A 12,234-nucleotide genomic window follows, 5' to 3' on the forward strand; every position below is an offset into this window, starting at 1 on the left:
GTTCCAAATATCAACAGAAAAAGGACTGGCAGTTTTGTCAGTCCTTTTTTTGGGGTGGCAGCTATTGGGTTTCCAACTTTGTTTCCTGAATCTCGATTGGGCCGATGATTGGCTTGCCCGCCAATGCATCATTTGGTTCATCGAAACATTCGCCGCGAAGAGCAACCCAGCCTGAGGGAAAAGCGGTTTCGGTAAAAACCATCTTTAAACGGCCCCAGCTGTGATAAGTGTCGCCGGTTTCGTCGACTATACCCACATCACAAACTGTGCTTGCGCCTGAAATCGGCTCGACCCAATAGCCTTCAAAAGTTTGATCACGATTGTCGTAATTGCCTGCCAAGTCTTTAATATAGGCAATGCCAAACACATCTTCGCGCATAGTAGGGAAGTGTAAGACGGCATATTCATTGATCTCGTCAGCATAAATGACATTCCCGATAGGGGTTTGCCAAACTTCATCTGCGGATGCTGTCGCAAAATATGTTGTATTCAGCGCTAAAGCGCTTGTTATAAGCCATTTTGAAAGTCTCATATTTTTGTCCCTCATAAAAATATTACTCCAAAAAAGAGTAGACGCCGGAATTAGGACAAAAGAAAGACTGAAAGACAGAGTGAGCCGCAGGTGACCTTTAAAAATAGAAGTCAGGAAACACGTAAAGTATCTCCTGACTTTCTTAGAATAAACTATTTCATCAGATGTAGGATATCTACGCGACCAAATTGATGAAAGAGGTTGTGTTGGAAGTATTCTGGGCTTGGCCTCTTGAGCCATATCCAGATGCAATACCGCTTTCGCCCAACATGGATTTTAGAAAGTCCATGGTTTCGTTACCGTTTCCGTCGCCTTTGGGAGGCGGAGGGCCCTGATTGCCATTGGCTTCCATCAATGCAGAGAGGGCTTCATGGTCAACTTCCCCGCTGTCGTTGACAATGCTTGCAGCATCTTCACCAAAACGTTCAGTCAGTTTTGTTTGCATATCTTCGGCGGCAGATTTGGTGAGTAAATCTGTGAGGGCGTCAAAATCGACGTCACCATCTTCGCTTACAATGCCGTCAGCTTCGGTGCCGAATTGGCTGGTAAGCTGAGCAGAAAGTTCTTCAGTGTCTATCTCTCCGCTTTCAATGCTGTCTTGAAGGAGGCTTACGCTTTCTTCAACAGCTTCTGCTGGCGGTGGAGGTGGGGGAGGTCTGTTTCCAGAAACGGAAGACATTCCAGACATGCTCATCATGGATATAGATGAATTTAAACTGTCGATCACAAGTTTTATCCTATTAAATTGTGATGCGAGCACGCGTTATTTTATGTGTATTCTCGGCGCAATATTTTTAATTGATTTGCTAAAAGCAGCTCAATTTGAGCACCATCACTTTATATTTTTTTGCGGGCCTACATTGGAGAGGCACGACCTTTTGAGCATGTTTTTTCTACTCTAATAAGGTTGATGGAAATTTAATCTCAAAAAAATGGGGATTTATTTTTTCCGCGACGGATTTTTGAATGCTGTGCGTTAAATCTATAGAAAACGCTGTTGATACATATAGTTTCGGCTTCGCCCTTTTGAGCAATTGAGCGGTGTCGGCAGTGTTTTCGCAATGTTAGACATATATTACAGATGTTCTCAGCCCATAATATGGAAAGCTTTTTACAGCTAAATTATGGGCTGAGGATAAAATATTCTTATTCGAGATTACGCTGCGGCGACTTTGTCTAAGAAGTTTTCAATTTCGCGTTTTAGTTCTTCTGTACGTGTGGACAAAAGACTGGAGGCATTCAGCACTTCGTGTGAAGATTCTGATGTCTCTTTCACAGAATTTGAAAGATCGGACATGCGAGAGGACGCAAATGTTGTTCCTTGCGCTGCCTTTTGAGCATTTTCCGAAATTTCATTTGTTGCAAACCCTTGTTCATTCACTGCGTTTGCCATGTTTGAGGTGTAAGTGTTCACTTCTTCCATAATCGTCATGATTTGCGCAATGGAGTCTGCAGACTCTTTGGAAGCCGACTGAATTTCCGAAATTTGAGAGCTGATTTCCTCAGTCGCTTTAGATGTTTGAGTTGCAAGTTCTTTAACTTCCGTCGCAACGACAGCAAAGCCTTTACCGGCTTCTCCTGCACGGGCTGCCTCAATGGTTGCGTTCAGTGCAAGTAGGTTTGTTTGTTCAGCAATTGCCTGAATTAGGACAATGACTTCACCAATTTTAGATGCCGAATTAGCAAGGCCAGCAACTTTGGTGTTTGTGTTTCTTGTGCCTTCAGTTGCGCGGTTCACCACGTCAGTGGTTTGAGCAACTTGGCGCGATATTTCACCGATAGAGGCAGAGAGTTCTTCTGCTGAGCTGGCAACATTTTGCACACTTGAAGTGGCATCATCGGCAGAGTTTAAAGTTTCTTGAGCACTTGTTGCACTCAAACCAGTCAGGTCGGATAGGCGTCCAGCAGTTGTTTTTAGACCACCTGCTGTTTCGTCAACTGAGGTAAGGAAAGTTGAGATATTGCTGCGGAAGCTTGTAATAAGATCTTGAACCATTTGTTGGCGTTGGCTGGCATTGTTTTCCGATTGACGTTGGTTTTCTTCCATTGCCAAACGCTCAATAGATCTTGCTTTCAAACTGCTGACAGATTGAGCAAGGAGACCAATTTGATCGGTACGGTCTGTGTATGGGATGTCGTCCACAATGTTGTCTTGAGCGATCTGATTTGTGATTTCCGCTAGTCGCGTGACAGGACGAAATTGATGTTTGATCGCAAAAATTAGCAACAAAACCGACAATCCAACAACGGGAAGAGCCAGCATTGTATAGCGGTTCATCAATTCCCAAACATTGGCATGGACGGCTTGTTTTTCAACACCGGCATAAAGTATGCCGATGATGTTGCTTTTGTTGTTAAAAATGGGTTTGTAGACTGTGAAATAGTCTTTGCCGAGAATGGTTGCTTCGCCAAAAAAGGTTTCGCCTTTGGTGACAACCGAATAAACAGCGCCTTTTTTGCCAAGTGGTGTGCCAACGGCGCGGTTACCATCGTCTTTGATAATGTTGGTTGTTTTCCGCCAGAAATCTTGTGTTTTTTGGTCCCAAGCAAAAACTGTTGCTGTTTCGCCAGTCATTCTACCAATTGAGTCAATCAGGCTATGCTGTGTGAATTCAGGGATGACATCGAGTTGAATTTTCGTGACGTTTCCTGAAGGATTCCAGGAGACTTTCGTGCCTTCAACGCGCTCTTGCATGAGGGTTGCGGCAACGCGCAAATTGATTTCTTGTTTTTCCTGAGCTGATATTTGTGCTTGCCCTAAGGCGACTTGGTACAAAATTACACCAACAACAAACATTGAAACGGCTAACACACCCGCCGATAAAGTTACGAGTGCTGATGTGGCACTAAGGCGAGAAAAAAGGTTTTTCAAGATGATCTCCGTCAATATCTATTCAGACGATATTAATTGGAGACATTAAATAATTAATGAATAAACGAAGTAGTGTGTTTACCAGACGTTGACGACATGAACGGATGCAAGATGCGCAATTATCTTCGTCATGTTTCCATGCGAAGTTATAAATGAGTGGACAACAGAGTGCACACTTCGTTGGCGTAATAGCTAGCAAAAGCTAGCGGTAAATGTGCCTCTAAAGAGTGCACTCCGTCTGATGATTTATCGCAGGTTAGACTACTTCTAAACAAGGGACCATAAACCTATGCCCACGCCTCGCGTTGTGGGTAATCTATTGGCGATCCTGCGCTTGGCGGGTCTGCACGCCGCGTGCTGACCCGATCTGACCAGTTTTTGGCGCAATCTTATGTTTGAGTCTCACAAATCACTCAACCATGATCCTGCACTGTTCGCTGGCCCATTCTCCAAGCCATCAGCCTTCCCACAAAACACCACGGCCGCGTTCCGTCCACCTGTGAGAAGATGAGAAAAGTATGGGGTGTTATTTGAGGGGCGGGGATAAGTTTTGAGACATCCGCTTTAGTAGGCGCAGGTAATTGGCTCTTTTAAGTTGACGCGTTGAAAATGAAACCACTTTCGAAACCATGCGGGATGGAGCGTGTGTTGAATATCATCTGCGAGCATTGCCGCACTCATATTTTCGTAGATTTTTCCGTCTCGCGTATATGTCACAACAAGGTTTGGATTGTCGCTTAAATGTGCAAGTAGATCATAATAGACCATGCCGTGCTGATCTAACTCTGTTGTTATGTTTGCCTGTGGGCCTTGGGCTTTTTCAATCGTGACGACATCGTCCAGATACCCAAAGGGCGCGGATATGTGTTTCATAATTAAATGATTATTGACGCCGCCTTCCACGCGAAGGTTTGAGAACATGTTGATTGTCTGTGCGCTTTTTAATCCCCAATAGGGCATTGTACAATTGAGAAAGAAAAGCGTGGTTACAATGGTTCCAATTATGAGAGGTGTGACGCGGTGACCTTTTGCAAGAAGCGGCTTGGTTGAACTGCCATGCCGGATGATATTGACGCAAAATGGAATAATAAGCGGCAAAGCCATAAGAGTGACGAGCGTATAATTTCGCGACATGCCGACATAAAATAGCAACGCGACTAAGATGGCCGCCGCGAGAATATAGACGGGATCTCGCATGCGCCGCGTGAAGGCTGTCATCATTTTTGAATCACGAATATTACGGGCGCTTTCTTCATTCAGGAAAAGGCAGTGCAAAGCGATGGAAAGCGTCGTGAACGAGATATACATAGCGTAATTGCTAAACGCCAAAAGAGTGTGAAACAGGATGCCGCATACGATACCGATATGGCGCAATTTCCTTGAGAATAGCATCAGGATAATCCCGCCCTCGACAATGAAAGTCCCGTATATAGCCAGATAATGCATGGCAGGAATATCAATGGCATTCAGCGGCATGGGCATTTGTCGCCATAGCGCGACGGCGCAACTGGTTTCAGGATTTAAAAAGCCTGTATTGATTTTATGGAAGATCCCAAAGACATACATGACCAAAAGCGCACCCTGACCGGCGGGCGCGAAATTGGTGAAAATATCAGACCATTTCAGGCCTCTTATCATCGTATAGAAAAACGAGACCCAGTATCCAAGTAGAACCATGTTTCGCACCATGGTGTGATTGGATGTAATTGGAGCCTGCACTATGGCGCTCACACTACTGACCAGCATGAGCAGGAATAATAGCCGAGATGAGGCGGGCCTGAAAAACAAAGCCACTGCACAAATTGCTATGGCAATCATATCAATTTGCGGCGGAAAACGCATATATTCTAATGCGTAATTGAAGAAGTGATAGAATGAGAAAAGCGAGAATAGCGTTCCAAATATTGTGGCGCGGGCGCGTGCGCCATCATCATCTGGCATAATCTGACCAAGGCCCAAGATAAACAAGGTGAGCCATCGACCAGCGCGCAATAGCGGATATAGAAGTGTCGCTAATAAGGGCGATGAAAATACAGCTTTATTGACGCGGTTTAGGAAAGTGGACGGGGTGGAGAGCATGGCCAGCATGTTGACGGCGTCATCACCTGCCACGCGGCGACCATCTGTTTCAACCACCATGCCTAGATCAAGATTAAAACCCTGATCAATCAATTCCTGACGTTGTTGGGGGCTTTCACGTAGGTCAATCAGGCTTACATCACCGGCAGATTCTTTTAATCGCAATAATTTCACATAGCGATTACAAAACGGACATTCGCCATCATAATAAACAAGAAGGGACATATAGGCCTCACCATTTTAAGGCTGGCCATCTCCCCCGACCAGTCCATTTTAGGCCTATTCATTGGCAAACTAAGGTAAAGATATGTTGAATTGTGAAGAGGATAAAGAGTCTCGTATTCGCCAGAAGGCGACGGATTAACCGCTAAGATTTTTGTTAATTACCTAAATGGAGTCTAAAAATCATGCCGAATTCAAGCTCTCCCTATGGTGGGATTTTTATAAGCGAAGAGGTTCTCTTTGATGCGGCTAAAATAATTCAATTAATAGCATTAAACTGCCGCAAACATAAGGATCCTTGTATCACCAGAACATCTCGCCAATCACCAGAGTATCGTTACTACTTCAAGGCCCTTAGTGATCAGGTGAGACATATTGAGTATTTTCTTGCTGAGCATCGAGTTTCTGAGAAAGCACAAAAACTTGCGACAGAAATGAGAATTGGTGAATTAAAATTTTACGCTTGGAGAGATCAAACAAGCAAAATGAAAGACCCTAAGAGAAAAATTTTTCACTTTGAGCATATTAAACCATGCGCTCAAATTCGAGATGAAATATTAGCATTGGAAAAGCCGAAAGTTTCAGAAATTGTAAGCATTCTTAAAACATCTGATGTTGCTTGGATACTCAAAGAAGAACAAAAATTAATTGACAAAAAATACAGAAATCATCGACCAGACCCTTATCGCTGCTTATCGAAATCCGGCATTAATTTGCTAGCCTGACCGCGCCAAAATTCAACAGTCGCATTTAGGCCAAAAATAGACATTTGCCTTTAAAGCCCGTCCTCATTTGGTGGGGTGGGTTGTAGGTCCATGAAGTCGAAGATGGATTTATCTGCCAGATGGCTGGGGCGCACGTTTTTGAGGGCGCGGAACATGGTTTGGCGGCGGCCCGGGGCTTTTTGTTCCCACTCATTTAGCATTTGCTTCATGGCATTGCGCTGCAAGCCTTCTTGCGTGCCACAAAGATTACACGGGATGATTGGAAAATTCATCGCTTTAGAAAAGCGCTCAATATCACTCTCGGCGCAATGTAGTAACGGGCGATGCACTTTGATATCGCCTTCATCATTGAGCAAGGTTGGCGGCATGGCGGCGAGGCGTCCACCATGGAATAAATTCATCATGAAGGTTTCAAGCGCGTCATCACGGTGATGTCCTAGCACGATGGCGTCACATCCTTCTTCACGGGCTGCATTATACAGGATGCCGCGACGCAGGCGTGAACATAAAGCGCAATACGTGGCTTTGGCCGGCGTTTTCTCTTTGACGATGGAATAGGTGTCTTCGGTGATGATGCGATAATCGACACCAAGGCTTGTCAGGTAATCTGGCAATATATGCTTGGGAAAACCGGGCTGGCCCTGATCCAGATTGACGAACAATAGATCAACGGGCAAAGCGCCTTGCCATTTGAGATCGAGCAGGGCCGCCATGAGTGTGTAGCTGTCTTTTCCGCCGGATAAACACACCATCCATTTATAGGGTGTCTCACGCTTTTTGGCGTCTTCGGGGATGAGCTTGAATTCTTCAATGACTTCTTTGGTCTGACGCACGATTGCTTTGCGCGTTTTCTTGAAGTTCACAGATTTTGGCGCGTTGGCGAAAATCGGATGATAGGGCTCAAACAGGCTCTCGTCTTTGGGAGATTGTGTGCCTTCTAACGGTGTCGCTTGTGCCGCCATGACTTCTTCTGCCTCAGCTGTCGCTGTGGAGGAATTGGCTTTCGCATTGATAAGATTGTGTGTTTGCTCGCTCATACGCTCAGCGATACCGCCTTATATGGATTGAGCAAGACCCAAAAATCGAATCTGATCAAAAAAACACGGCTAGAAAGTCTATAAATATTCACTTTTAAGGGGAGTAAATCGCCTTTTTGATGATTTTTAAGGTCAGATTTTGATAGCTGGCATGCATATATAACTAACATTAGAGGGTTTTTGTGGGTCTTTTTTATGCCACGTACAGCAAATGTATAGACTTTTCTTTTCAATAAAAACAGTATGTTATGTGAATTTGAGCGTTTTTCTATAATCTTTATAGTGACAAACATGACAGCTTATGTCATAAAACTGTCATGAAACACGCATCAATCATTCTGTGCGTGTTAGCTGCAGGCGTTATGCCGGTTGCTAATGCGCAATCCGCTGGAGACACACCAGCTCGGGCGTTTGAAATTAAAGTAGAAGGCGCAGTCGCTCCTTCGGGCTTGCACCAACTCACTTACCCATATTCTGCGGGTGTGAAGAGTCGTGCTGGTTCATGTGATTTGTCTGTGAAAGTGGACGACCAAGGTAATATCGGCGCAGTTAGCGTTGAGGCATGTTCGTCAGACGATTTTGCAACAGAAGCAAGCAAGCTTGTTGGCGTCGATGAAACAGTTGAAGTTGCATCTGTGCACCCGCTTCGTATCGAATGGTCCATGGAAGACTAAACTATACGAATAAGAATTCGGCTCGATAATAAGGAAATATAATAGAGCCAACTAAATTACGCCTGATTTGTCTCCCCCCAACCCAGACAGATCGTGGTGTGAAGCAGCGATAGAGCAGTGTGCGATTAAGTTCGTGCGCTGCTTTATTGTTTTGGGGAAGATTTTTCTGGAAAAACACGCCTGCAGATTGCCTCCGCCGTGCTTATCCTTATGGTGAAGCAAAATCTTAGCTTTACGGGGATCTTCAATGATACGTTCGCTTATTATAGGTGCAGTCAGTTTTGCTAGCGTTGCATGTGCGCACGCGCAAACTGATGAGGCAGCGCCACCTTTTATTATACCTGCTGATATAGCTGAAACAGCGCAAACGCTCAAATCAACAGCCTTAGAAAGCAATCTTGGTTTTCGTATAATTGAAGACCTTACAACGCAAATCGGCCCACGTCTTGCCGGAACGCCGCAAGAAGCGCGCGCACGCGAATGGGGCATGGCAAAGCTAAAAGAGCTTGGTTTTGAAAATGTTCGGGAAGAGCCATTTGAGCTGGATTTATGGACGCGCGGACATTCTGTATATGAAGAAGTGACGCTGACAGCGCCTTACCCGCAGCCACTTTATGCGATCTCGCTTGGTGGGGGCGGTGCCACGCCAGAAGAGGGTAGCGAAGCTGAAGTTGTCTATTTTGCAAGCTATGATGCGCTGAAGGCAGACACGGTTTCTGATCTGGCTGGTAAAATTGTATTTGTTGGGGACCGCATGACGGCATCTCGCACAGGCGAGGGATATGGCTGGGCTAATCGTAAACGCCGTGATGCATGGGTGATGGCGGAAGATCGCGGCGCGACTGCATTATTCATTCGCTCTGTTGGTACATCAAACAATCGCTTTGCGCACACAGGAATGATGAGTTTCCCTGAAGGGCGTCACCCTAAAATCCCCGCTTTGTCAGTGTCTAATCCTGATGCAGATCAGATTGAGCGCATTGCCAAATCTGGTGAAGTGATGAAAATCAAGCTGAAAACATTTGCAGGATGGCGCGGTAAATCCATGTCTGGAAATGTGATTGGTGAAATTGTTGGTCGTGAAAAACCAGACGAGATTGTTGTTATTGGCGGGCATTTGGATAGCTGGGATACTGGTACAGGCGCGCTTGATGATGGTGCGGGTGTTGGTATCACAATGGCAGCGGCAAAGTTGATTGCGAATTTGCCTGAGAATCCACGTCGTACGATCCGTGTTGTTTTGTTTGGTTCTGAAGAAGTGGGCTTGGTTGGCGCACGTGCCTATGCAGCAGCCCGCATTGAAGATGAAACACTTGCAAACCATGTGATGGGATCAGAATCTGATTTTGGAGCTGGTGAAGTCTGGCGTTTTGGATCAAATGTTGGCCCAGACGCCTTGCCAGCTATGGATGCAATTGGGCGTGAACTTGCTGATCTTGGCATTATTCGCGGCGATAATGAAAGCGGCGGTGGTCCTGATATGATCCCGCTTGCGATGGCGGGTGTGCCTATGGGGCGTTTGGATCAAAATGGTGAAGACTATTTTGAATATCACCACACACCAAATGATACATTGGATAAAATTGATGAAGACGAGCTACAGCAAAATATAGCCGCTTGGTCAGTGTTTACCTATCTTGCGGCTGAATTGGATGTTGATTTCCGCGCCGGAGAAGCAGAAGCCGAATAGGCGAACTTCGTAATACAAAATTAAAGCGTCGCTTGGTTGATCACTGAGCGCCGCTTTTGTGTGTGGCAGCGTTCCTAACATATGTCGCAAATTGCTTGGATAGGTATATTATATCGGGCAGGCAATTGGCGGCCTCGGACCTTCACCCTAAAGAGTGTTTCTTCTACATTTTGAGGGGGATTAAAAACGTGTAGTTTGTTTTTTTCTGTAAAATTATCTAACGCGCTTTTGGGAAGAACGGTAAAACCGAGCCCTTTTGAAACCGGCAATAGGATCTGACTTAGCTGATTGATATATCCTGATTTAGGAATGTCTTCGAATTTGAGGGTTTTTAAATCCGCTTGACCGCATAAATCAAAATAGAGCGTTAGATAGTGTGCGGCATCGGGATGATGAATTAGTCCTAAAGTTTTGATTGTTTCTGCAATATTTGGATTGATTTCCACTTCGCGCGGCAAAATTAGACACAATTGCTCACGGCCAATCTTCTCGACATCAAACATGCTTTGTGTAGGATTTTGCGTGACGATGCCTAAATCAGTTCGGCCCTCAAGCACATCAGCAAGGATTTTGTGATTGGGCGCGACTTCTAATTCAAAAGAGAGTTTTGGATGGGTTTTCTGCATTTCGAGCAGAGGCGGATACAGCTTTAATGCAAATGATCCTGAGCATGCTAATTTGCAAATACCCTTTTGGGGGTCATCATAATTGAGCGCTTCTAATAGCTTGGTTTCATTTAATGTAAGCTGGATTGCATATTCATATATTTGTCGGCCTTGCTCGGTGAGTTCAAGGCGTTTGGTATTTCGTTTTATAAGGGCGTGCCCGCAAGCGTCTTCTAATTTTTTGATATGCTGACTGACACCGGGTTGGGTCATATTTAGCTTTTGCGCTGTCTTGGTGAAATGGCCAATATCAACGAGTGTTTTGAATGTGTGCAGCCAAGCGGGGTTGAGCATCAACAAGTCATTTCATAAAATTATATTATCAAAATAAGAATAATTGATAATTTTTCAAAATGCAACGCGGTCGGTATTGTGGAGGTGATGAGGCGGATAGTCTGGCTCTTCACACAATAGAGGTTCACCCCATGCTCATTGATAACAATAAGACATATCCAAGATCTTTCTCACATATCGGTATCTCAGTTCCCGACCTTGAAGCGGCTGTGAAATTCTACACTGAAGTCCTTGGCTGGTATTTGATTATGAAACCCACGCAAATAATTGAGGACGATTCAGCCATTGGTGAGATGTGCACTGATGTGTTTGGACAAGGTTGGGAAAAATTTCGTATTGCCCATCTTTCCACGGGAGACAGGATCGGTGTGGAATTGTTTGAATTTAAAAATCAGGAGAATCCTGAGGATAATTTTGAATACTGGAAAACAGGTATATTTCACTTTTGTGTCCAAGATCCTGATGTGGAAGGATTAGCTGAGAAAATCGTGGCGGCTGGTGGTAAGAAACGCATGAAGGCACCTCGCTATTATTACCCGAATGAAAAACCATATCGTATGATTTATATGGAAGATCCGTTTGGCAATATTCTGGAAATTTATAGCCATAGTTATGAGCTTCACTATGCAGCAGGTGCATATGATTAGAGCCTAGAAGGTTTGCCAGAATGCGGCGCTTGGTTTATCCCTGAGCGCCGTTTTCTTAACGTTGGGTAGATAACTGGATTAGGTTAAAAGGTCTTCCAGTTGGATTTGGAAGCGCTTAAAGTCAGTTTCAATCTGCGGCCCTTTATTAACATCATAAGCTGCAAAACTGGGTTTGGCAGTCATTCCGAAGAAAGCAAAATTGATGTGGACAGGGGCAAGTAGCTCATCAAGAGACCGTCCTGCAAACAGGCTTTGATTTGGATCGGAAAAAGCTGTGAGTGGCGCATTGAGCGTCACTGACAGCATATAGGATGTGTCCTGCATAAGGCCGCCACTGCCATATTGTTTGCTGGCGTCTTTGCGGCTTCGGCCATCACCTTTGGCTAAACGTCCATCCATGCCGGCGGTGTAGACTTCGTCAAAATAACGTTTGAGTGGCCAAGGCATTCCCATGGAATTTAACGGGAATTGCACCAGAATGAAATCTGCCCATTGTTGATTTTTGACTTCTTCCTCAATGTCCCATGCTTGGGAAGTATTGACGCGGCGCACATCCTTATTTTGAGCCTGAAAAAACTGATGCGCACGCGAAACAAAGGCTTCGTTCAATTTGCCTGAGGAAGAGGGAAAGGGTTGGTGTCCATTAATCAGAAGAATTTTTTGCATAGAGTATTTCCAAGGTAATCGTCGAATTTATCTTAAACAGGGACAGGGCTTGGTAGAGATTTTTTTCGATAACTGACAGAATATGAGTGTTAATTGATACATCAGATGCAAAGATCTGGGAGAGGTCCCTT

Annotated in this window: 11 protein-coding genes; 4 read left to right on the forward strand and 7 right to left on the reverse strand. The window is 44.9% G+C overall.

Annotated elements, in window-relative coordinates:
* Nucleotides 1-61: 61 nt before the first annotated feature.
* The 4 genes from HBAL_RS02685 to HBAL_RS16235 all read right to left on the reverse strand — a co-directional run bounded on the left by HBAL_RS02685 (nt 62) and on the right by HBAL_RS16235 (nt 5,708).
* Nucleotides 62-532 carry a hypothetical protein gene (locus HBAL_RS02685; RefSeq protein ID WP_015826390.1) on the reverse strand — a complete coding sequence of 157 codons (471 nt, stop codon included), beginning with the start codon at nt 530-532 and terminating at the stop codon, nt 62-64.
* 175 nt (nt 533-707) lie between these two features.
* A complete protein-coding gene (locus HBAL_RS02690; RefSeq protein WP_015826391.1) occupies nt 708-1,259 on the reverse strand; it encodes a hypothetical protein in 552 nt (183 codons plus the stop codon).
* Between the two features lie 429 nt (nt 1,260-1,688).
* Nucleotides 1,689-3,404: a methyl-accepting chemotaxis protein gene (locus HBAL_RS02700; RefSeq protein ID WP_015826392.1), complete on the reverse strand. Its 1,716-nt coding sequence runs from the start codon at nt 3,402-3,404 to the stop codon at nt 1,689-1,691.
* A gap of 564 nt (nt 3,405-3,968) precedes the next feature.
* A complete protein-coding gene (locus HBAL_RS16235; RefSeq protein WP_015826393.1) occupies nt 3,969-5,708 on the reverse strand; it encodes a DCC1-like thiol-disulfide oxidoreductase family protein in 1,740 nt (579 codons plus the stop codon).
* A gap of 182 nt (nt 5,709-5,890) precedes the next feature.
* Here HBAL_RS16235 and HBAL_RS02710 point away from each other — a divergent pair, with 182 nt between their 5' ends.
* Entirely contained in the window at nt 5,891-6,430 is a 540-nt protein-coding gene (locus HBAL_RS02710; RefSeq protein ID WP_015826394.1) for a hypothetical protein, read from the forward strand.
* Nucleotides 6,431-6,480: 50 nt separating this feature from the next.
* Here the strand turns inward: HBAL_RS02710 and ttcA are convergent, their stop codons facing one another.
* Nucleotides 6,481-7,392 carry a tRNA 2-thiocytidine(32) synthetase TtcA gene (gene ttcA, locus HBAL_RS02715; protein ID WP_015826395.1) on the reverse strand — a complete coding sequence of 304 codons (912 nt, stop codon included), beginning with the start codon at nt 7,390-7,392 and terminating at the stop codon, nt 6,481-6,483.
* A gap of 392 nt (nt 7,393-7,784) precedes the next feature.
* Between ttcA and HBAL_RS02725 the strand changes: the two genes are divergently transcribed.
* Together HBAL_RS02725 and HBAL_RS02730 are read left to right on the forward strand one after the other, a co-directional pair.
* On the forward strand, nt 7,785-8,141 hold the full coding sequence (locus HBAL_RS02725; RefSeq protein ID WP_015826396.1) for a hypothetical protein: 357 nt from the start codon (nt 7,785-7,787) through the stop codon (nt 8,139-8,141).
* Nucleotides 8,142-8,388: 247 nt separating this feature from the next.
* Nucleotides 8,389-9,831 (forward strand): M28 family peptidase, encoded by a 1,443-nt coding sequence (locus HBAL_RS02730; RefSeq protein ID WP_015826397.1) that lies wholly within the window; start codon nt 8,389-8,391, stop codon nt 9,829-9,831.
* A gap of 74 nt (nt 9,832-9,905) precedes the next feature.
* Here HBAL_RS02730 and HBAL_RS02735 read toward each other — a convergent pair whose 3' ends face one another.
* Nucleotides 9,906-10,790: a LysR family transcriptional regulator gene (locus HBAL_RS02735; RefSeq protein WP_015826398.1), complete on the reverse strand. Its 885-nt coding sequence runs from the start codon at nt 10,788-10,790 to the stop codon at nt 9,906-9,908.
* Between the two features lie 131 nt (nt 10,791-10,921).
* Here HBAL_RS02735 and HBAL_RS02740 point away from each other — a divergent pair, with 131 nt between their 5' ends.
* On the forward strand, nt 10,922-11,437 hold the full coding sequence (locus tag HBAL_RS02740; protein WP_015826399.1) for a lactoylglutathione lyase family protein: 516 nt from the start codon (nt 10,922-10,924) through the stop codon (nt 11,435-11,437).
* A 78-nt stretch (nt 11,438-11,515) separates the two neighbouring features.
* Here HBAL_RS02740 and HBAL_RS02745 read toward each other — a convergent pair whose 3' ends face one another.
* Complete coding sequence (locus HBAL_RS02745) at nt 11,516-12,103, reverse strand: NAD(P)H-dependent oxidoreductase (protein ID WP_015826400.1); 588 nt, start codon at nt 12,101-12,103, stop codon at nt 11,516-11,518.
* Between the last annotated feature and the right edge of the window lie 131 nt (nt 12,104-12,234).

The organism is Hirschia baltica ATCC 49814, from assembly GCF_000023785.1.
Lineage (GTDB): Bacteria > Pseudomonadota > Alphaproteobacteria > Caulobacterales > Hyphomonadaceae > Hirschia > Hirschia baltica.